Raw genomic sequence first — 20821 nt, forward strand, 5'->3', positions numbered from 1 at the left:
GACGTCCCCGGAGGGTCCGCCTCCCCCGAGTCGGGTGAAGGTCCGTCCGGTCAGACGAGCCGGAGGGCGAGCACCGTGGTGTCGTCACCGCCACCGTCGTCGTGCAGGTCGACGAGCCCGTCGAGCCAGGTCTGCAGGCCGGTGTCGGCGTACGACGCCGCGGCCAGGGAACGCAGCCGCTCGGTCCGCTCCTGGAGGTCCTCACCCCTGCGTTCGACGAGCCCGTCGGTGTAGAGCAGGAGCGCGTCGCCCGGCTCGAGGTCGATCCGCATCGTCTCGGCGGTGCCCGTGCCGACGCCGAGCAGCGGCCGGATCGGGATGTCGAGCTCGACGGCGCCCTGCGGATTCACCAGCAGCGGGCGAGGGTGGCCGGCGCTGGTGAGCTCGACCCGACCGGTGCGCGGATCGAGCACCGCGAGGACCGCCGTCGCGACGCGCTGGTCGAGCAGGCCGGCCATCAGCAGGTCGAGCCGGTCCAGGCAGGTGGCCGGAGCGTGCCCCTCGAAGAGGTAGGCGCGCAGCGCGGTGCGTACCTGGGTCATCGCGGACGCCGCCGAGACCCCGTGCCCGGCGACGTCGCCCACCACGACGGCGATCCGCCCGTCGGAGAGCTCGAAGGCGTCCCACCAGTCACCGCCCAGCTGGAAGGTCGAGGCCGGCTGGTAGCGGGCTGCGAGCTCGACCCCGTCGAAGTGCGGGGGGACGTCGGACACCACGCTGCGCTGGATCGACTCGGCCATCGCGATCTGGTCGCGGGAGCGGCTGAGCAGCAGGCCGATCAGGTGCTTGCCGAGGGCGTCGGCCACCTCGAGCTTCCACGACGCCCAGGTCGTGCTGCGTCCGCGGACGACCTGGCGCCACTTCTCGAACGACCTGCGCGGGCTCAGGCGCACGTGGCCACCCTCCGCGGCCGCGAGCTGCTTGTTGGTCGGGTCACCGCCCCAGTCGACGACCCGCTGCTGCTCGGGTCGCAGCCACAGCAGCCACCGGTCCGGGGCCGATCCCACCCGCAGGACGCCGGCCGCGGTCGAGATCCCGGCCAGCGAGGGCACCAGCTCGCCGAGGCGGTCGGTCGCGGTGGCGTAGCTGGTCGGGTCCTCGAGCGCCGACGCGACCGCCTGGAGCTGGTCCCGGTCGAGGTCGACCTCGCCGCGCACCGTCAGGACCCCGTCGTACGACAGCACCGCGCCGGTCGCGTCGACCAGGGACAGCAGCTCCGGGTCGTCCATCACGCTGACCAGGGGCGACTCGGGGTGGGCCGAGGTGCGGGTGATCATCCGGCCGAGCACGGTCTGGGCAGCGAGGCTGCGCTCCCGGTTGTCGGCGCGCTCGCGATCGCCCGCGAGCTGCGAGGCGACCTGTCCGAGGAACTCGGCGGCGGAGCGCGCCTCGTGGCTCGGCCGGTGCGGGCCGGAGTAGTGGTGACACGCGACGAGACCCCACAGCTGGCCGTCGACGACCAGCGAGATCGACATCGAGGCGGTGACGCCCATGTGCGAGAGGTACTCGATGTGGATCGGGGAGACGCTGCGCAACGTGGAGTGCGAGAGGTCGAGCGGGGCGTCGGTGTCCGGGTCGAAGACGGGGTGCAGCGGGACGGGCACGTAGCCGATGTCCGCGATCAGCCGCGTCCAGTTCACGGTGTAGAGGCGCCGGGCCTGGGCGGGGATGTCGGTGGCGGGGTAGTGCAGGCCGAGGAAGGAGTTCAGGTCCTGGCGGCGCTCCTCGGCGATGACCTCGCCGTTCCACTCCTCGTCGAAGTGGTAGACCATCACCCGGTCGAAGCCGAGCACCGCCCGCACCTCGACCGCGAGCTGGGCGGCGAGGTCGGCGACCGACGGCGCCTGCGCCAAGCGCCCCATCGCGGACCGGGTCGAGTGATAGGGCTGCCGGGTCTCCCCCACGGCGCTCAACGGCTCGATCTCGACGACCAGCCGGTCCCCCGAGCGGTGTCGTCGCACGTCGACGGCGATGCCGCCCAGCACCGCGGTCTCGGCCCCTGCCTCGATGTCCGACGCGAGGTCCGGCCCGACCAGCTCCGCGAACGTGCGACCGATCGCATCCGCGGGCGCGGTCTCGATCAGGTCGTCGAGGTTGGCCGACACCATGACCGCACGCGAGTCCTGGTCGAGCGCCAGCAGCACGCCGTGCGGCTGGATCGCGCCGGGGACGTGGATCGGCTCCCGGTCGCAGGTCTCGAGGTCGACCTCGCCGTACGCCGGGGTGTGCCCGGCGGGCGGCGACGTCTCTGGCACAGGGTCAGGGTAGGTCACATCGCAGATCAACCGTTCGGGTGAGGAAGGCGTTACGGAACTTCCCCGTCGGGTCCCGCCGAGCGGCGAGCTCGCGGAAGTCGTCGAAGCGTGGGTAGAGCGGTCGCAGCGCGTCCGCCCCCGCCGCGAAGCACTTGCCCCAGTGCGGCCGGCCGCCGAGCGGCAGCAGGGCCTCCTCGATGGCGGGCAGCACGCCGTACACGCCCGGCACGTCACGCAGCCAGGTGAAGTGGAAGCCGACCGCGTCGGCGTCGTACGCACCGCTGAGCCAGAGCCGGTCGGCGGCGATCGTGCGCACCTCGGAGACCTGCAGGAGCGCGGCGTACGCCGGCGCGAGCGCGCGGAGCCGCTCGATCGCCACAGGTGCCGCGCTGCGCGGGACGAGGTACTCGCTCTGGAGCTCCTCGCCGCGGCTGGGCGTGAACTCCATGCGGAAGTGCGGCAGCCGCTGGTGCCACGGACCCGGCGCACCGCCCTGCTCGGTGACCGCCGCGATGTCGGCCCCGGCCAGCATGTGCAGCGTCCCGGTCGCCGGCACCGCTCCGGCGAGCGCGGCGGGCGGCTCGGCGCCCCGGCTCTTCAGCCACACCTGCTGGACGGTGCCGCTGACCCAGTCGGTGAAGAGGCTGACGCTGTACGCGCTCGCGGTGAGGTCGTCGAGGTGCTCGACGGCGAGGTCCCAGGGCAGGTCGGTGAAGAGGTCCTGGCGCACGTCGTACGCCAATTCGACGTCGAGCGTCACGTGCGTGACGACCCCGAGCGCACCGAGCGAGACGACGTGGCCGTCGAAGTCCTCGTCGCCGCGGCTGATGGTCCGCAGCTCGCCGTCGGCGCCGACGATCTCGAGGCCCGCGACGGCCGCCGCGAGGGATCCGGTGCGGTCGCCCGAGCCGTGCGTGCCGGTCGCGACCGCTCCGGCGACGGAGATGTGCGGCAGGGAGGCCATCGTCGCGAGCGCCCAGTCCTGGTGGGCCAGCTGCTCGGCCAGGTCGCCGTACCGGACCCCGCCCGACACCCGCACCACGCGGCGGTCCTCGTCGATCTCGACGTCGCGGCCGAGGCCTGCTGTCCCGACCAGCACCCCGGTCGTGTCGGCCAGGTCGGTGAAGGCGTGCCGGGTGCCGAGCGCTCGCACGCGGTCGTGACGGGCGACGACCTCGCGGAGCTCGTCGACGCTGGCCGGGTGCTGCACCTGCTCCGCCACGTAGGTGTGGTTGCCCGCCCAGTTCTTCTCCACGCCGTCATCCTCGCACTGCGCCATACTCGTCCCATGGCTCCGTCACACACCGAGAACGCATGGGCCGACGGCCTCGGCATCTTCGCCGGTGCGGCCCTCCTGACTGTCGGCATCTTCCAGTTCCTGGAGGGTGTCGCCGCTGCGGCGAAGGACGACGTGTTCGTCACCACCCCCAACTACGTCTTCGAGCTCGACCTCACGACGTGGGGCTGGATCCACATCGTCGCCGGCATCCTGGTCGCCGTCATCGGTGGCTCGATCCTGATGGGCAAGCGCTGGGCCCTGGTCGCCGGCATCGTGCTCGCGGTCCTGTCGGCGCTGCTCAACTTCGTGTGGCTGCCGTTCTACCCCGCGTGGGCCGTCATCATCATCGCCTTCGACGTCGCCGTCGTGTGGGCGCTGAGCACGATGCTCGGCCGCACCAGGGCCTGACCTGCCTCACGCGCGCAGCCGCGCCGCCTGACGGGTGAGGTGGTCGCGCTCCGCGGTCGAGGTCGCCTGACCCGCGGCCACGACGTACAGGTCGTGGGCGATCGACCGGTCGCCGGCGCGCTCGTGGAGGTAGGCGCGCACGGCGGTGTGCCGGGGTACGTCGGCGGGCACCCGCTCGACGGCGCGCAGCCCCGCCATCGGGCCATCGACCTCGCCGACCGCGACGGCCCGGTTGAGGGCGACGACCGGGCTGTCGACGATCCGGGTCAGCTCGTCGTACCACTCGAGCACCTGCGGCCAGTCGGTCTCCTGCGCCGTCCGGGCGTCGGCGTGCAGGGCAGCGATCGCCGCCTGGGCCTGGTACTCACCGAGCCGGTCGCGGGCCAGCGCGGCCTGCAGCACGACCACGCCCTCGGCGATCGCGTGCCCGTCCCAGCGGGTGCGGTCCTGCTCGGCCAGCGGCACCAGTGAACCGTCGCTCGAGAAGCGCGCCGCCCGCCGGGCGTGGTGCAGCAGCATCAGGGCCAGCAGGCCGGCGACCTCCGGGTCCTCGGTGCCGCCGGCCAGCTGCCGCGTCAGCCGGATCGCCTCGGCGGCCAGGTCCACCTCGCCGCTGTAGCCCTCGTTGAAGATCAGGTAGAGGACCTTGAGCACGGTGGAGAGGTCACCCCGCGCGCCGAGGCGCACGTCCGAGATGGTGCGCTTGGCGCGGCTGATCCGCTGCGCCATCGTCGCCTCGGGCACCAGGTAGGCCTCGGCGACCTGCCGGGTGGTCAGGCCGCCCACGGCACGCAGGGTGAGCGCCACCGCGGACGCCGGGGTGAGCGCGGGGTGGCAGCAGAGGACCAGCAGCATCAGGGTGTCGTCGCGCTGCTCGGTCGGCCCTGGCGGAGGATCCTCCACCTCGGCGAGCTCCCGGCGCTGCCGGGCCGTGTCCGAGCGCTGCGCGTCGAGGAAGCGCCGCCAGGCCACCGTGACCAGCCAGCCCTTCGGCTCCGCCGGCATCTCGTCGGGCCACCGGCGGACCGCCTCGATCAACGCCTCCTGGACGGCGTCCTCGGCCGCCGCGAAGTCTGCCCCGCGACGGACGAGGACGCCCAGGACCTGGGGGCCCAGCTCCCTGATCAGCTCCCCGGGCAGCTCCTCCACGTCAGTCCGTGACGGTCGGCGGGTGCTCGAGGAAGGGCCGCACCTCGAGCCACTCGTTGATCGGCTCACCGCCCTTGCCCGGCGCCGACGAGAGGTACGCCGCTGCCTCGTACGCACGCTCCTGGGAGTCGACGTCGATGATCATCCAGCCGGCGATCAGGTCCTTGGTCTCCGCGAACGGCCCGTCGGTGACCGGCGGTCGGCCGGGGCCGTCGGACCGCACGAACGAGCCGTCGGGCGACAGCGCCTGCCCGTCGACGAACTCCCCGCGCTCACGCAGGTCGTCGGCGACCTGGTTCATGAACGCGATGTGGGCCGTCACCTCCTCCGGCGTCCACTGGTCCATCGGGATCCTGCCGACCTCGGTCGGCTCGGGACCGGTCGCGCGGCGGTAGTGCTTCAGCAACAGGTACTTCGCCATGGTGGTGGTGCTCCTTCGGTGTCCGAGGCGAACCATTCTGGCCGCCTTCGACCCTGGGACGGAGCGGTCAGGAGGTTCTCGACATCCCCACGGAGATTTCTTTCAGATGTTCGTGGGGATGTGCATGACGGTGCCGCCGTCGACCACGAACTCCGACCCGGTCGAGAACGACGACTCGTCGCTCGCCAGGAACACCACGAACGCCGCGACCTCGTCCGGCTGGCCCGCGCGGCCCAGCGGGATCGGGATCAGGCCCTCCGGCATCTGGTCGGTGGCCGGGGTGCTGATCCGTCCGGGGTGCAGGGAGTTGACCCGGATCCCGTGCGGGGCCAGCTCCATCGCCAGCGACTTGGTCAGGCCGGTCAGGCCCCACTTGGAGGCGACGTACCCGTGCGCCCACGGCGTGCCCCGCAGGCCCTCGATCGAGGAGGTGTTGATGATCGAGCCGCCGCCGGCGGCGATCAGCGCGTCGGCGGCGGCCTTGGCCCCGAAGAACGCACCGGTCAGGTTGACGTCGAGCATCTGCTGCCACTGGGCAGCCTTGTAGCGCTGCAGCTGGCCGCCGTTGAAGATGCCCGCGTTGTTGAAGAGGACGTCCAGGCGGCCGAACTCGGCGAGGGTGAACGCCACCGCGGCCGCCCACTCGTCCTCGCTGGTGACGTCGAGGTGCACGTAGCGAGCCGCGCTCTGCCCGAACTCCTGGCACAGCTGCTCGGCGAGCGCTGCCCCTTCCTCGTCGAGGAGGTCGCCGATGACGACCTGGGCGCCCTCGGCGACGAGCATCCGTGCGCTGGCGCCGCCGATGTTGCGCGCACCGCCACTGATCAGGGCGACCTTGCCCTCGACACGACCCATGCAGCGCAGGCTAGCATCGCGCTAGAACATGTTCTAGAAATGGGGATCGAGATGACCATCCGCGTCGCCCAGGTCAGCACCGGCAACGCCGGCAGGCTCACGCTGCGCCAGCTCATCGCCGACGACCGGTTCGAGCTCGTGGCGGTGTCCACCTCGACGCCCGAGAAGGTCGGCCGGGACGCGGGCGAGCTCGCCGGCGTCGACACGGTCACCGGCATCACCGCCGTCGGCGACCTCGACGCCCTGATCGCCGCGGGGCCCGAGTGCGTCGTCTACTGCGCGATGGGCGACACCCGACCCCGCGAGGCGACCAACGACGTACGCCGTCTCCTCGAGGCCGGCATCGACGTCGTCGGCTCGGCCCCCGGCACCCTGCAGTTCCCGTGGGGCACGATGCCGCAGCAGGTCATCGACAAGGTCGAGGCATCGGCGCAGGCCGGCGGCGCCACGGTCTACATCACCGGCGTCGACCCCGGCTTCGCCAGCGACCTGGTCCCGCTCGCGCTCGCCAGCACCTGCCAGCGCATCGAGCAGATCCGGTGCTACGAGCTCGCCGACTACGCGACGTACGACGGCGCCGAGGTGATGTTCGACCTGATGGGCTTCGGGCAGCCGGTCGACTCGACGCCGCTGCTCTTCCTGCCCGGCGTCCTCGGTCTCGCCTGGGGCACCGCGATCCGGATGATGGCGAGCGGCCTGGGCATCGAGGTCGACGAGATCGTCGAGTTCTGGGAGGCCGAGCCGGCGCCCGAGACCTACGAGATCGCGGCCGGCACGATCCAGGAGGGCACCATCGCGGCCCTGCACTTCTCGATCAGCGGCCTGGTCGCCGGCCACCCCGCGATCGTCGTCGAGCACGTCACCCGCACCCGCGACGACCTGCGCCCCGACTGGGCCCGGCCCTCCTCGGGCGGGGGCGCCTACCGGATCGAGATCACCGGCGAGCCGTCGTACGTCGTCGACGTCGTTCCGAGCAGCGAGCACGGCGACCACAACCACGCCGCCATCGTCGCGGCGTGCGGCCGGATCGTGAACGCCATCCCCGACGTCCGCGCCGCCGGTCCCGGCATCGCGACGACTCTCGACCTGCCGCTCCCGACGGGTCGGGGCACGTACGTCGGGACCCGGTGAGCCAGGGTTCCGCTACCACAGGGGCCTGATCTCGCTCAGGAGTGCGTTCTGCTTCGCGACGGCGCGCCGAGCCGCGACGCGCCAGTCGAAGATGCTGAGGTCGAGCTCGAAGGCCTTGATGGCGACCATCCCCCAGAAGCAGCTGAGCGCACCTTTGCCCACGCCGGCTGCGCCCCCTCCCGCGAGGCCGCCGATCGCTGCTGCGCCACCGCAGACGATCGTGACCTTGGTGATGCCCTGGGCGAACTCCTGCTGGTGGTGGCCCGCGGCGTCGCAGTTCGCCTGATAGCCGGCGCCGGCCATGGGCGTGCACATCATGGCTTCCAGCGGGTACTTCCACCAGTCGCCACCTCGCTTCTGCGCGAGCCGTTGCCGGGCTGTCCGATGACTCGCGAAGTAGGCGTTGAACGCCTTGCGCCACACCGGCGGCAATGTGTAGCCCCTGGCGTTGTCCAGCTTGCCGTCCTTGAAGGCCTCCACGTGGTTGCTGGCCCAGTTGTGCGCCCACTGGTCGCAGGTGAGGTCGGGGTTGCCCGGCGGGATGCAGCGCTTGCGCCCGACGGCGTCGGCCTTGCTGCCGGAGGACATCGAGGCTGGCGTCGAGGCGGCTGCCGCGGCACCGTCCGCGTGCTGGAGGTAGGTGAAGACCAGGGCGAGGACGATCCCGATCGCGAGGGGGACGACACCCCACTCCACGATCAGTCTCCGAGTCGACTTGCGGGGAGCCTTCGAGCTCACGCGATTCTCCGTTCCATGAGGGCGAGCCGCTCGACGGGCACGTCGAGCCAGGTGGCCACCAGCAGCAGCTCGACGACGTCGAAGACCACGGCGCCGGACATCCGGCTGCGCGCGGTCGTGGTCGAGACGGCAAGCACGGCCGCCAGGTCACTGGCCCGCCTGTCCTGTCGCCCCATCTCTGCGCGCACCTCGGCAGCAACTGCCGCGCCGTACTCCGCAGGGGTCATGCTGCGACGTTGCATGATCTTTCATGCGTTGTCAACCTCATCATGCAGATTGACGTCTTTTCATGCACTCGTGATCGCGATCGGCCGACTCGAGCTCGCCCCGGTACGGGCGTACCGGTGCGACTCGAGAGACGTGCCCTAGGAGTCCGCCGGCCCCTCGTCGCGCAGGCCCTTGGTCTCCGCCTTGAAGATCCGCAACGCCTGACCGGCGCCGCGCGCCAGGTCGGGCAGCTTGGTGGCGCCGAAGAGGAACACCACGACGACGAGGACGATCAGGAGCTCAGGGGCGCCGATGTCTCCCACGGCGGGCCTCGCTATCTGGCGACGACAGGACGCGAGAAATCGTACGTCGCAGGTCCCAACGTCAGGACGCCAGATCTCAGGACGCCAGCGCCATCGCGCTGCGGCGTCGCTGCCGCTGACGGCGCAGCGGCGTGCCCACGGCGTACGCGCCGACACTCACGCCACCGAGCACCACCAGCGGCACTCCGGCCGACATCAGGAGCACGATCGAGGCGACCGCCCAGGGCGTCGCCATCAGCACCCCCCGCACCTGGATGCTGCTGGGCGCGCCGGTGGACGCCCAGGTCGCGAGGTGCTCGCAGTTGTTGCGGACCAGGTGGTAGTCCTGCGCACCCAGCCGCGACTCCGCGTTGGCGACGATCTCGTCGACCGGCAACCGGTGGCGGTAGGAGCGCACGAAGATCTCCGACCGCAGGGAGAACGCGTCGTACGACGTGCGCTCGACGCGCCGCTTCCGGCCCCAGCCCGCGACGTAGTGGATGACCGTGCCGTCTCCGCAGTCGATGCCGTGGTGGGTGAAACGCCGCAGCCGGTGCACGTAGAGATGATCGCCGCGACTCACGGACCGAGGCTACCGGCAGGTACCCCCGGCGCGGGCATTATCGGGAGCGTCACGGAGGTCACGGACCTACACGTACGATCGCCGGCATGCGCTGCCACCCACGTCATGCGCATTGCGGTCTTTTCATGCGTCTGACAGCCTTTCCCCATGACGTCAGCTCCGAGCGCCACCTACCTCGCGACCTTCTCGGAAGCACTGGTGTCCGAGATCAAGGCCGAGATGGGCCGCCGCGACCTCTCCTCCCGGGCGCTCGGCCGGCTGCTGGGCAGGTCGTCGCAGTACATGTCGGACCGGCTTGACGGCGGGAACTCGAAGACCGGCCGACGGGTCACGCTCACGGTCAAGGACCTGGCCGCCATCGCCGGCGTCTTCGAGCTGCACCCGGCCGAGCTCATCCGGCGCGCGAAGGAGGCGGCCGACGGCCGGGAGGCCGCACAGGACGGCGGCCGGGTCGTCGAGCTGCCGCGCTCGACGCCGTCCGACACCGAGGAGGTCGCGGCGCACGACTCCAGCACGCCGATCACCCACGAGCAGGAGGCACCCGACACCCCATGACCCCGCTGCCGGGGCGGCACTGTCGGAGGCTGCCTGTACAACCGGCGGTGCCGACGTCGCGACGCCCGGATCGCGACGACGCCACCGGACGGGGGTCTCAACGGTGAACGAGGAGCGCTTCGCGAGGCTGGCCGACCTCTGCGCGGCGCAGGGCGTCCGCATCGCGTGGGTCGACCTCAGCCCGCAGCGACACGGTCAGTACAAACGGCGAGACCGGCTCATCGAGCTCAACCGCACCCTCGTCCTGCGGCAGCTGGTCCCGGTGCTCGCGCACGAGTACGCGCACTTCGTCCACGACGACGCCTGCTCGACGATCGCCGCCGAGCGGCGCGCCTGGGAGTACGCCGCGCGGATGCTGATCACGCCCGCCGACTACGCCCGCGCCGAGAGGGTCGTCGGCCCGCACCCCAACGCGATCGCCGCCGAACTCGACCTCACCGCCGTGATCGTCCGTGCCTGGCGCCGCCAGCACCGCGCCGCCGGCCACGAAAAAGGGCCAGGTCTCGATGACCTGGCCCTTCTCCTCACGTGCGCGAGGGGGGATTTGAACCCCCACGCCCTTTCGGACACTGGCACCTGAAGCCAGCGCGTCTGCCGTTCCGCCACTCGCGCGTGAAGCGGGGCAAGGTTATCCCAGGGGCGACCCGGCGCCCAAACCGGGGAAGCGGCACCGCCCGGCCATCCCCCGACCGTGCCGCCGACCCCGTTACGATCGGTCGCACCCGGCCGCCCAGGTCGGGTGGCTGTGCCTGCGCAGCGGATCACGGTTTCCACCACCCGTGCCGCGGGCACGACCACCGGGACCGAGATGGCATGGGACGGAAGGAGGGCAGACGTGGGCGGGCTCCAGAGACTGGAGAACAGGCTCGAGCAGATGATCTCCGGCGCGTTCGCACGGGCCTTCCGCTCGGCCGTGCAGCCGGTCGAGATCGCGGCGGCGCTCCAGCGCGAGTGCGACAACAACGCGCAGATCCTCTCCCGGGACCGGCGCCTGGTCCCCAACGACTTCCACGTCGAGCTCTCCGGGACCGACCTGGACCGGCTCGCGCCCTACGACAGCGCGCTGGCCGACGACCTGGTCCGACAGCTGCGCGACCACGCCGACGAGCAGAGCTACGTCTTCCCCGGCCCGGTCAGCATCGCGTTCGACCCGGCCGAGGACCTCACCACCGGCCGCTTCCGGATCCGCAGCCGCGCGCAGGCCAAGGTGACCAGCGACGCGACCGCCACGCAGGTCGGCCGGGCGCGGGCCTTCCTCGAGGTCAACGGCACCCGGCACCCGCTGCAGGCGCCCGGGCTGGTCGTCGGGCGCGGCACCGAGGCCGACCTGCGGATCAACGACCCCGGCGTCAGCCGGCGCCACATCGAGTTCACGGTGACGGGCGGCGGCGAGCGGGGCATCGCCCTGGAGGTCCACGACCTCGGCTCGACCAACGGCATGCTCGTCGACGGCCACCGGATCACCCACACCGGGCTGCACGACGGCTCCTCCGTCAAGATCGGCAACACCACCCTGGTCGTCCGCGTGCTCGAGGAGCGATAGGCGCATGTCCGAGCTGACGCTGTTCCTCATCCGGGTCGCCTACCTCGCGATCCTCTGGATCTTCGTGCTGTCCGCCATCTCGGTGATCCGCTCCGACATGTTCGGCGCTCGGGTCCCGGAGGCCGCCCGCACCGGCGGCGGCAAGGCGCCCAAGCCGCCGAAGCAGCCCAAGCCCGGCAAGCGCCGCACGGTGCCCACCCACGTGCTGGTCACCGAGGGGTCCAACGTGGGCGAGCGCGCCGACCTCTCCGCCGGCCCGGTGCTGATCGGGCGCGGCAGCGACGCCGCGATCCGGCTCGACGACGACTACGTCTCGACCCGGCACGCGCGGATCGCCGCGTCGGGGGACCAGTGGTTCGTCGAGGACCTCGGCTCCACCAACGGCACCTTCGTCGGCACGGTGCGCATCAGCCAGCCGACCACGATCACCATGGGCACCCAGGTCCGCGTGGGCAAGACGATCCTCGAGCTCAGGAAGTAGCCCGGGATGTCCGACCAGCCGACCGAGCCGGCACCCGCAGGGGCCGGCGCCCCGCCGCGCCTGCGCCTCGAGTACGGCGCGGTCTCGGACGTCGGCCGGGTCCGGCGCGACAACCAGGACTCCGGGTACGCCGGGCCCTGGCTGCTCGCCGTGTGCGACGGCGTCGGTGGCGCCGCTCGCGGTGACATCGCGTCGGCGACGGCGATCACCCAGCTCCGCCGGCTCGACGAGCCCCCCGGCAGCGACTCGTCCGAGGAGCTCCTGGGCCGCGTCGCCGGTGCCGTGCACCGCGCGCACGACCGCCTGGTCGAGCTCGTCGACGAGGACCCCGCGCTCAGCGGCACGAGCACCACGGCCACCGTGCTCGCGTTCGACGGCGTCCGCCTCGGCGTCGGCCACGTGGGCGACAGCCGCGCCTACCTCTTCCGCGACGGCACCATCCGCCAGCTGACCCTCGACCACACCTTCGTGCAGACCTTGATCGACGAGGGCCGGATCACCGAGGAGGAGGCCCGGGTCCACCCGCACCGCAACCTGATCATGCGGGCGATCGACGCGGTCAGCGACAGCGAGCCCGACCTCTTCATCGTCGACCTCGCGGCCGGCGACCGGCTCCTGGTCTGCAGCGACGGCGCCTGCGGGGTGCTCGACGACGGCCGGATGGCCGACATCCTGGGCACCGGCAACCCGGAGTACGCCGCGATCGAGCTCGTCCGCGCGAGCCTGGAGGCAGGCAGCAGCGACAACGTCACCTGCGTGGTGGCCGACGTGCAGGAGGCCGTCGAGGCGTCGGGTGCCCAGGACGAGCCCCTCGTCGTGGGCGCGGCAGCCGAGCGTCGACTCCAGCGCGGCCGGACCGGCGGCCTCTTTCGCGGCCACCGCTCGGGCGACACCGGCGAGCTGGAGCCCGTCCCCGACCTGCCGGCCGGCGCCCTGGACGCGATCGACGCCGACCCGGTCGACCCCGAGGCCGCCCGCTACGCACCGCGCCCGCCCCGCCGCTACGTCTGGGCCAAGCGCCTCTTCGCCCTCGCCGTCGTCGTCGGCATCGGGTGGATCGCCGTCGCCGGCCTCTGGTCGTGGTCGCAGCACCAGTACTACGTCGGCGAGCAGGACGGCTCGGTCGTGATCTTCCGCGGCGTCAACGCCTCGATCGGTGGGTTCGACCTCTCGGAGCCCTACCAGACCAGCGACGTCGAGCTGGCCAGGCTGTCCGACTTCGACGCGGGCAAGGTCGAGGACGGCATCGACGCCACCGACCTCGCCGACGCCCGGCGCACCGTGCAGAACCTCGCCCGCTCGCAGGAGCCCGCGACCGACACCGCCGGCACGGACGGCTGAGATGGCCCAGCAGTCGACGCTCATGGGGTTCGTGCACCGCCGCCGGCGGGGTGCGGAGCTCTTCCTGCTCGTCCTCGCGCTCGCCGTCGGCATCGGCGCGTACGCCGCGGTCGGCATCGGCGTCCAGGGCGAGGTGCCGCCCGACATCCTGGGGTACGGCGGCTGGCTCGCCGGCCTGGTCATCGGCGCGCACGTGGTGATCCGCCTCGTGGCGCCGTACGCCGACCCGGTCCTGCTCCCCGTCGTCGCCGCGCTCAACGGGCTCGGTCTCGCGGTCATCCACCGCATCGACCTGGCCCGCGAGGCGATCGACCGGCCGCACGGCTTCGCGCAGCAGCAGCTGATCTGGATGACGCTCGGCGTCGGCCTCTTCGTCGTCACGCTGCTCGCGATCCGCGACCACCGCGTCCTGCAGCGCTTCACCTACACCAGCGGGCTCGCCGCGATCGTGCTGCTGCTGCTGCCGATCCTCCCGGGCATCGGCCGCACCATCAACGGCGCCCAGATCTGGATCCGCCTCGGCCCCTTCAGCTTCCAGCCGGGCGAGGTCGCGAAGGTCCTGCTCGTCATCGCGTTCGCGGGCTACCTCGTCCTGCACCGCGACGCGCTCGCCCTCGCCGGCCGCCGGGTGCTCTTCGTCGACCTGCCCCGTGGTCGCGACCTCGGCCCGATCCTCGCGATGTGGCTGGTCAGCCTCGGCATCCTGGTCTTCCAGCACGACCTGGGCTCGAGCCTGCTGTTCTTCGGCCTCTTCCTGATCATGCTCTACGTCGCGACCGAACGACCCGGATGGCTGATCGTCGGCGGACTGATGTTCGTCGGCGGCGCGACCCTGGCCTACTTCCTCTTCGGCCACGTCCGGATCCGCTTCGACATCTGGCAGCACCCCTTCGACTTCTACACCGCCGAGCAGGGCGGCAAGAGCTTCCAGCCCGTCGAGGCCAAGTTCGGCATGGGCTGGGGCGGCCTGATCGGCCGCGGCTTCGGCAACGGCGACCCCAACCGGGTGCCGTACGCCGAGTCCGACTTCATCGTCTCCTCCATCGGTGAGGAGCTCGGCCTGACCGCCGTGATGGCGGTCCTGATGATGTACGGCCTGATCGTCGAGCGCGCGCTGCGCACCTCGCTGATCTGCCGCGACGCCTTCGGCAAGCTGGTGGCCGTCGGTCTGGCCAGCGTCTTCGCGATCCAGGTCTTCGTGGTCGTCGGCGGCGTCACCGGCCTCATCCCGCTCACCGGACTCACCACGCCGTTCCTCTCGTACGGCGGCTCCTCCCTCGTCGCGAACTGGGTGATCATCGCGCTGCTCCTCCGCATCTCCGACCAGGCCCGACGGCCACTGCCGACGATCTCGGACGACACGGCCGCGTTCAGCGCCGAGGAGACCCAGATCGTCCGGGCGGTGAGCGCATGAACAAGCCGATCCGCACCGTCTCGATCTTCTGCCTGCTGCTCTTCCTGGCGCTGATGATCAACGCGACCTACCTCCAGTACTGGAAGGCGGGCGCGCTCAACGACAACCCCCTCAACCGGCGGGTCCAGGTGGCGGCGTACTCCCAGGAACGCGGCGCGATCCTGGTCGGCCGCAACCCGGTCGCCGAGAGCGTGAAGTCCGACGACGAGTACAAGTTCCAGCGCACCTACCCGAAGCCGTTCCAGTACGCGCCGATCACCGGCTACTTCTCCTACTTCGGCGCCACCGGCATCGAGCGCTCCCGCAACTCGGTGCTGTCCGGCGACGACTCGCGGCTGTTCGTCAACAACTTCGTCGACCTGATCAGCGGCAACCAGCCCCAGGGCGGCAACGTCGCGCTCACCATCAACCCCGCGGCCCAGCAGGCGGCGTACGACGGACTGCAGGGCCTGGGCTCGGACGTCCAGGGCTCCGTCGTGGCGATCGAGCCCAGCACCGGCAAGATCCTCGCGATGGTGTCGCTCCCGACCTACGACCCCAACAAGCTGGCCTCGCACGACCTGGCCTCGGTCACCAAGAAGTCCGCGGAGCTCAACGACGACCCGACCGAGCCGCTGCTCAACCGGGCGATCCAGACCCGGCTGCCACCGGGCTCGACGTTCAAGGTCGTCACCGCTGCGGCGGCGATCGAGAAGGGGCTCTACGACGCGGACTCCAACGTCCCCGGCGGCGTGACCTACCAGCTCCCCCTCACCAGCGGCCCCACCGGCGAGATCGACAACGAGGGCCGCAGCTGCGGCGCCAACGGGTCGAAGATCCCGTTCCGCCAGGCGATGGAGCAGTCCTGCAACACCTCCTTCGCCCAGATCGCCGGCGAGGTCGGGGCCGAGGACATGGCCAAGACGGCCGACGCGTTCGGCTTCAACCAGCACTACTTCGACGACCTGTCGCCGCAGGCACTGTCGGTCTTCCCCGAGGAGATCGACAAGGCGCAGCTCGGCCAGACCGGCTTCGGGCAGTTCGACGTCTCGGCCACGCCGCTCCAGATGGCGATGGTCTCCGCCGGCATCGCCAACGACGGCGTCGTCATGAAGCCCTACCTGGTCGACGAGGAGCAGTCGGCCGACCTCAACGTGCTGAGCAAGACCGACCCGGAGGAGTTCTCGCAGGCGGTCTCGGCGACGACGGCCGGCGAGGTCAAGAAGCTCATGGTCTCGACGGTCGAGGACGGCACCGCCTCGCCGGCCGCCATCCCCGGCATCTCCGTGGCCGGCAAGACCGGCACGGCGCAGACCGGGGCGACCGACCGGTCGCCGTACGCCTGGTTCATCTCCTTCGCCCCGGCCGACAACCCCGAGGTCGCCGTCGCCGTGATGATCCAGAACGCGGACATCCCGCGCGACGAGATCGCCGGTGGTCTGCTCGGCGGCCCCATCGCCAAGGCAGTCATGGAAGCGGTGATCAGGTGAGCCAGACACCATTCGGGTTCGCGGACGACTCGCGGCGCTACCGGCTCGACTCCCGCATCGCGACGGGCGGCATGGGCGAGGTGTGGCGGGCGACCGACACCCTCCTCGACCGCGAGGTCGCGGTGAAGCTGCTGAAGACGGAGTTCGCCGACAACCCGACCTTCCGGGTGCGCTTCGAGTCCGAGGCGCAGCACGCCGCGTCCCTGCACCACCCCAACATCGCCACCGTCTACGACGTCGGCGAGGCCAGCATGACCGACGGCTCCCGCAGCCGACGGCCCTACCTCGTGATGGAGCTCGTCGAGGGCCAGCCGCTCTCCGCGGTGCTGCGCCCCGGCGTGCCGATGGACCCGGCCGCGGTCCGCGACCTGCTCGCCCAGGCCGCCGACGGGCTCGGAGCCGCGCACGCCAACGGCATCGTGCACCGCGACGTGAAGCCGGCCAACCTGATCGTCACCCCCGACCGGGTCGTCAAGGTGACCGACTTCGGCATCGCCCGTGCGGCCGAGGGCGTCGGGCTCACCAGCACCGGCGAGGTCATGGGCACGCCCCAGTACCTCTCGCCCGAGCAGGCCCAGGGCCTGAAGGCGACGCCGGCCTCGGACGTCTACTCGCTCGGCGTCGTCGCGTTCGAGTGCCTCGCCGGCCGGCGGCCCTTCCAGGGCGAGACCGCCGTCGCCACCGCGCTCGCCCACCTGCGCGACCCGGTCCCGGACCTGCCCCCGTCGGTCCCGGCCGACCTCGCCGCCGTCGTACGACGCGCACTGTCGAAGGACCCCACCCAGCGGTTCACCGACGGCAGCGCGCTCGCCGCGGCGCTGCGCGACCCGGCCACCGCCGCGACCGCCGTCGTCGCGCCCCCGGTCGTCGCGCCGACCCCCGCGACCCAGGTCATCGCCCCGCTGCCACCGCCGACCACCTCGACGCAGGCGGCGTACGAGGAGGAGCGTCGCAGCTGGGTGTGGCCCGTCGTCGGCGTGATCGCCGTGGTCGTGATCGCGGTCCTCGTCGTGCTGCTGCTCACCCAGGGCAACGGCGGCGACGACCCGACCGACGAGGTCACCGACTCCCCGACGCAGTCCTCCTCGGCACCGTCGTCGCCGAGCGAGCCGACGACCAGCGCCACCGAGCAGGACACGACGGTGCGCATCGACGAGAGCCAGTACGTCAACCGCCCGCTCTCCGACGTCCAGCGCGAGCTCGCCGACCTCGGCCTGCGCGTGAACACCGAGCGGGTCGACAACCCCGGCGACCAGATCGAGAACGACGTCGAGAGCGTCAACCCGACCGGCGCACTGCAGCAGGGCGACACCGTCACGGTCACGTTCTGGGGGCCGGTGCCGCCCGAGTCGCCGAGCGAGTCGGCGTCGGACTCCCCCAGCGAGTCGGCGTCCGAGAGTCCTTCCGACAGCACCTCCCCGAGCAGCTAAGGCCAGGTCACCGTGAACAACCAACAGCCGGTCGTCGTCGGCGGGCGCTACGAGCTCGGTGAGCTCCTCGGCCGCGGCGGGATGGCGGAGGTCCGCAAGGGCACCGACACCCGACTCGGGCGGGTCGTCGCCGTGAAGCGGCTGCGCACCGACCTCGCCAGCGACGCGACGTTCCAGGCCCGGTTCCGCCGCGAGGCGCAGTCGGCGGCCTCGCTCAACCACCCGGCGATCGTCGCCGTCTACGACACCGGCGAGGAGCCGGCCGCCGACGGGTCGGGGATCTCGCAGCCCTACATCGTCATGGAGTTCGTCGCCGGCCGCACCCTGCGCGACATCCTGCGCGAGGGCCGCAAGATCCTGCCCGAGCGCGCCCTCGAGATCACCAGCGGCGTCCTCTCGGCCCTCGACTACAGCCACCGCGCGGGGATCATCCACCGCGACATCAAGCCCGGCAACGTGATGCTGACCCCGAGCGGCGACGTGAAGGTGATGGACTTCGGCATCGCCCGGGCGATCAGCGACGCGTCGTCGACGATGACGCAGACCGCCGCCGTGGTCGGCACCGCGCAGTACCTCTCCCCCGAGCAGGCGCGCGGCGAGACCGTGGACTCGCGCTCCGACGTCTACTCGGCCGGCTGCCTGCTCTACGAGCTGCTCACCGGCCGGCCGCCGTTCGTCGGGGACAGCCCGGTCGCGGTCGCCTACCAGCACGTCCGCGAGCCCGCCGTACCCCCGTCGGACCACGACACCTCGCTGCCGCCCGAGGTCGACGCGATCGTGCTCAAGGCGCTCGCGAAGCGTCTCGAGGACCGCTACCAGTCGGCCGCCGCGATGCGCAGCGACATCGAGCGCTACCTGGGCGGGCGCCCGGTGCAGGCGCCGATCCCGCCGCCGGTCGCCGCCGCGCCCCCGGTGACGGCTGCGACGTCGGTCGTCGCCCCCGTCGCGGCGTACGAGGAGGAGGAGCCGCGCAGCCGGACCGGCCTGATCATCGCGCTCGGACTGCTGCTCATCGTGCTGATCGCCGGTGCGGCCTACCTGCTGCCCAACCTGTTCGAGAAGGCGCCCGAGCAGGTGCCCACCCCCAACGTCATCAACAAGACCGAGAAGCAGGCGCGACAGCTCATCGGCGACGCCGGGCTGGCGGTCGGCTCGATCGACCGTGAGAACAGCGAGGACGTGCCTGCGGGGCGGGTGGTCCGGCAGGACCCGAACCCCGACGACTACGTCGACCCCGATACCCGCGTCGACCTGGTGATCTCGCTCGGCAAGCCGCAGGTCGAGGTGCCGTTCCTGATCGGTCAGGACAAGGATGCGGCCAAGCAGACGCTGGAGGCGGCCGGCTTCGACGTGAAGCTCAAGCAGGTCGAGTCCGACGAGGACAAGAACACGGTCATCAGCACCGACCCGTCCCAGGGCCAGACCGTCGCGGCCGGCACGACCATCATCGTGTCGTTCTCCGACGGGCCCGAGAAGGTCCCGAACGTCGTGGGCCTGCAGCAGGCGGAGGCGGAGACCGCGATCCGCAACGCCGGCTTCGTGCCCCGGGTGTTCACCACCGACGACACGACGGAACCCGCGGGCACGGTCATCGACCAGAGCCCCGCCAAGGGCGAGACCCTGTCCGAGGGGTCGACGGTGACGCTGCAGGTCTCGAGCTTCGTGGAGCCCTCGGCCCCCACGTCCCCGACCGACACCCCGACGACGGACCCGAGCGAGACGCCGATCATCCCGCCACCGCCGGGCTGACGGCCGGCGACTCCCGGGCTAGTCGGACTTGCCGCGCAGGGGGCTGGCGTAGCTGAGGCTGGTGAGGCCGTCGTACGCCGGCGCGGTGATCGCGTTGTCGAGCTCGAGGTCCCAGCCGACGGAGATGTCGGGGTCCTCGGCGTCCTCGCGGTAGGCCGCGACGTACGCGTCCGCGTCCACGGCGGCCTGGAGCGCGGCCTGGTCGCCGACGGCCTGGATCACATACGGCGGCGGGAACGGCACACCCTGCAGCTGGACCAGGCTGCCGAAGCACTTGATGCCGGTCGTCGACACGATCCGCTGGCCCTGGATGGTGACGGCGCTGGCGCCGCCCTTCCAGAGCGCGTTGACCACCGCCTGGATGTCCTGCTGGTGCACCAGCAGCGGGTTGACGTTGCCGGTGGTCGAGTTGATGACGTCGGCGGGTGCGTCGGTGAGCACGATCGTCACGCCGGGACCGCGGCGCTCCACCAGGCCGGCCGGGTCGTGGAGCCGCTCGATCTTGCGCTGGTAGCGATTGACGTCGCGGTCGCTGACCGCGGTGCTGAGCATCGCGACCTGGGCGTCGAGCGCGGCGACCCGGCTGCGCAGGTCGTCGTACGCGTCGGACTCGTCCTCGACCAGCGACGCCAGGTCCGTGTAGCGGCCTGGTCGCAGGTCGGTGCCCTCGCTGTTGTTGGCGCTGACCACGAAGAGGCCGCCGCAGGCGAGCACGACGAGCGGCGTGCCCAGGCGCCACAGCCGGGCGCGGGGGCTCAGCGGGTTGCGCTGCGGCACCCGGAGGAACCGTCGCCGGTGCTCCGGGTCGCTCGACCCGGTGGGCCTCGCGTGGGATCCGGCGCTCACGTTGACTAAGGTATCCCGGAGTCCGTCCCGGCCCGGTACGGACGACAGCATGGCCCGCGTCACGACGGGTCCCGCACGACCTCACGACCGACCAGGAGCACCCGTGTCCAAGCTCAAGGCCAAGGACCCCCTCGCCCCCGACCGGGGCCCGATGGCATCGCCGCGCTTCATCGTCGCGCTGGTGCTGATGGTGCTGGGCATCGCCTGGATCGCCTACTACTACGTGGTCTTCGACCCGACGGCGCTCCCCCCGAAGGACAGCGGCTCGCCGGCGTTCATGCGCGACCTCGGGGACTGGAACTACCTGATCGGCTTCGGCCTGCTGATGATCGGCCTGATCGTCTCCGCGCACCCGTCGACCCCGCTCGGCCGCGGCCGCGGTGTCGTGGTCGGCATGCTCGGCTGCTTCGTGATCGGCCTGCTGTGGATCTGCACGTACTACGTGTTCAGCAACGACCTCAGCAACATCCCGGTCTTCGACGACCTCGGTCAGAAGAACTTGGTCGTCGGCATCGCGTTCATGGCGGTCGGCTTCACGTTCGCCACCCGCTGGGAGTGAGCTGACCCCCGCACCTCGCACCTCACCACGAACGCCGGTCCCCTCGAGGGGGCCGGCGTTTATGCACACCTGGGGACAAGTCTGTGGAGAACTACATGCGTGTAGT

At 71.5% G+C, this 20821-nt stretch carries 22 protein-coding genes and 1 tRNA gene; 11 read left to right on the top strand and 12 right to left on the bottom strand.

Annotation, left to right across the window (positions count from 1 at the left end; all coding sequences use genetic code 11):
* Positions 1-50 precede the first annotated feature (50 nt).
* Entirely contained in the window at positions 51-2255 is a 2205-nt protein-coding gene (locus tag ASC77_RS16160; RefSeq protein ID WP_056155147.1) for a SpoIIE family protein phosphatase, read from the bottom strand.
* Between the two features lie 4 nt (positions 2256-2259).
* The gene (locus ASC77_RS16165; protein ID WP_235547717.1) at positions 2260-3510 is read right to left on the bottom strand and encodes an FAD-binding protein; all 1251 of its coding nucleotides are present in this window, start codon (positions 3508-3510) and stop codon (positions 2260-2262) included.
* A 33-nt stretch (positions 3511-3543) separates the two neighbouring features.
* Between ASC77_RS16165 and ASC77_RS16170 the strand changes: the two genes are divergently transcribed.
* A complete protein-coding gene (locus ASC77_RS16170; RefSeq protein WP_056155153.1) occupies positions 3544-3942 on the top strand; it encodes a hypothetical protein in 399 nt (132 codons plus the stop codon).
* 6 nt (positions 3943-3948) lie between these two features.
* On the opposite strand, the gene ASC77_RS16175 is transcribed toward ASC77_RS16170, so the two are convergent.
* The 3 genes from ASC77_RS16175 to ASC77_RS16185 form a co-directional block, all read right to left on the bottom strand.
* The gene (locus ASC77_RS16175) at positions 3949-5082 is read right to left on the bottom strand and encodes an RNA polymerase sigma factor (RefSeq protein ID WP_056156526.1); all 1134 of its coding nucleotides are present in this window, start codon (positions 5080-5082) and stop codon (positions 3949-3951) included.
* A gap of 10 nt (positions 5083-5092) precedes the next feature.
* Entirely contained in the window at positions 5093-5512 is a 420-nt protein-coding gene (locus tag ASC77_RS16180; protein WP_056155156.1) for a YciI family protein, read from the bottom strand.
* Between the two features lie 102 nt (positions 5513-5614).
* Positions 5615-6367, bottom strand: a complete 753-nt coding sequence (locus ASC77_RS16185) for a glucose 1-dehydrogenase (protein WP_056155159.1) — start codon at positions 6365-6367, stop codon at positions 5615-5617.
* A 51-nt stretch (positions 6368-6418) separates the two neighbouring features.
* Between ASC77_RS16185 and ASC77_RS16190 the strand changes: the two genes are divergently transcribed.
* Positions 6419-7498 carry a diacylglycerol kinase gene (locus ASC77_RS16190; protein WP_056156528.1) on the top strand — a complete coding sequence of 360 codons (1080 nt, stop codon included), beginning with the start codon at positions 6419-6421 and terminating at the stop codon, positions 7496-7498.
* A gap of 12 nt (positions 7499-7510) precedes the next feature.
* On the opposite strand, the gene ASC77_RS16195 is transcribed toward ASC77_RS16190, so the two are convergent.
* From ASC77_RS16195 to ASC77_RS16205, 4 genes are all read right to left on the bottom strand, one after another.
* Positions 7511-8236 carry a hypothetical protein gene (locus tag ASC77_RS16195; protein ID WP_056155162.1) on the bottom strand — a complete coding sequence of 242 codons (726 nt, stop codon included), beginning with the start codon at positions 8234-8236 and terminating at the stop codon, positions 7511-7513.
* Positions 8233-8463, bottom strand: a complete 231-nt coding sequence (locus ASC77_RS16200; protein ID WP_056155166.1) for a hypothetical protein — start codon at positions 8461-8463, stop codon at positions 8233-8235. The genes ASC77_RS16195 and ASC77_RS16200 overlap by 4 nt, the downstream gene beginning before the upstream one ends.
* 138 nt (positions 8464-8601) lie before the next feature.
* The gene (tatA, locus tag ASC77_RS26225) at positions 8602-8766 is read right to left on the bottom strand and encodes a twin-arginine translocase TatA/TatE family subunit (RefSeq protein ID WP_082574822.1); all 165 of its coding nucleotides are present in this window, start codon (positions 8764-8766) and stop codon (positions 8602-8604) included.
* A gap of 76 nt (positions 8767-8842) precedes the next feature.
* Positions 8843-9328: a lecithin retinol acyltransferase family protein gene (locus ASC77_RS16205; protein ID WP_082574823.1), complete on the bottom strand. Its 486-nt coding sequence runs from the start codon at positions 9326-9328 to the stop codon at positions 8843-8845.
* 147 nt (positions 9329-9475) lie between these two features.
* Here ASC77_RS16205 and ASC77_RS16210 point away from each other — a divergent pair, with 147 nt between their 5' ends.
* A complete protein-coding gene (locus tag ASC77_RS16210; RefSeq protein WP_056155171.1) occupies positions 9476-9883 on the top strand; it encodes a hypothetical protein in 408 nt (135 codons plus the stop codon).
* A gap of 97 nt (positions 9884-9980) precedes the next feature.
* Here the strand turns inward: ASC77_RS16210 and ASC77_RS27275 are convergent, their stop codons facing one another.
* Together ASC77_RS27275 and ASC77_RS16215 are read right to left on the bottom strand one after the other, a co-directional pair.
* Complete coding sequence (locus tag ASC77_RS27275; RefSeq protein ID WP_082574824.1) at positions 9981-10439, bottom strand: hypothetical protein; 459 nt, start codon at positions 10437-10439, stop codon at positions 9981-9983.
* Positions 10413-10495, bottom strand: a tRNA-Leu gene (locus tag ASC77_RS16215). The genes ASC77_RS27275 and ASC77_RS16215 overlap by 27 nt, the downstream gene beginning before the upstream one ends.
* Positions 10496-10718: 223 nt before the next feature.
* Between ASC77_RS16215 and ASC77_RS16220 the strand changes: the two genes are divergently transcribed.
* Genes ASC77_RS16220 through pknB form a run of 7 tightly spaced genes read left to right on the top strand, consistent with a single transcriptional unit; the run spans position 10719 to position 19310 of the window.
* Entirely contained in the window at positions 10719-11426 is a 708-nt protein-coding gene (locus ASC77_RS16220; RefSeq protein ID WP_056155174.1) for an FhaA domain-containing protein, read from the top strand.
* Between the two features lie 4 nt (positions 11427-11430).
* Entirely contained in the window at positions 11431-11907 is a 477-nt protein-coding gene (locus ASC77_RS16225; protein ID WP_056155177.1) for an FHA domain-containing protein, read from the top strand.
* Between the two features lie 6 nt (positions 11908-11913).
* Positions 11914-13248, top strand: a complete 1335-nt coding sequence (locus ASC77_RS16230; RefSeq protein WP_056155180.1) for a PP2C family protein-serine/threonine phosphatase — start codon at positions 11914-11916, stop codon at positions 13246-13248.
* Between the two features lies 1 nt (position 13249).
* On the top strand, positions 13250-14662 hold the full coding sequence (locus ASC77_RS16235) for an FtsW/RodA/SpoVE family cell cycle protein (protein ID WP_056155183.1): 1413 nt from the start codon (positions 13250-13252) through the stop codon (positions 14660-14662).
* Entirely contained in the window at positions 14659-16131 is a 1473-nt protein-coding gene (locus tag ASC77_RS16240; RefSeq protein WP_056155186.1) for a peptidoglycan D,D-transpeptidase FtsI family protein, read from the top strand. Before ASC77_RS16235 ends, ASC77_RS16240 begins: the two co-directional genes overlap by 4 nt.
* Positions 16128-17561: a serine/threonine-protein kinase gene (locus ASC77_RS16245; protein WP_056155190.1), complete on the top strand. Its 1434-nt coding sequence runs from the start codon at positions 16128-16130 to the stop codon at positions 17559-17561. The genes ASC77_RS16240 and ASC77_RS16245 overlap by 4 nt, the downstream gene beginning before the upstream one ends.
* Before the next feature lie 12 nt (positions 17562-17573).
* Complete coding sequence (pknB, locus tag ASC77_RS16250) at positions 17574-19310, top strand: Stk1 family PASTA domain-containing Ser/Thr kinase (protein WP_056155193.1); 1737 nt, start codon at positions 17574-17576, stop codon at positions 19308-19310.
* Between the two features lie 18 nt (positions 19311-19328).
* Here the strand turns inward: pknB and ASC77_RS16255 are convergent, their stop codons facing one another.
* Positions 19329-20156 (bottom strand): DUF881 domain-containing protein, encoded by an 828-nt coding sequence (locus ASC77_RS16255; protein WP_235547718.1) that lies wholly within the window; start codon positions 20154-20156, stop codon positions 19329-19331.
* 103 nt (positions 20157-20259) lie between these two features.
* On the opposite strand from ASC77_RS16255, the gene ASC77_RS16260 reads away from it, so the two are divergent.
* Positions 20260-20715 (top strand): cell division protein CrgA, encoded by a 456-nt coding sequence (locus ASC77_RS16260; protein ID WP_056155195.1) that lies wholly within the window; start codon positions 20260-20262, stop codon positions 20713-20715.
* Positions 20716-20821: the final 106 nt, after the last annotated feature.

Origin of the sequence: Nocardioides sp. Root1257 (assembly GCF_001425175.1) — a bacterium.
Taxonomy (GTDB): domain Bacteria; phylum Actinomycetota; class Actinomycetes; order Propionibacteriales; family Nocardioidaceae; genus Nocardioides.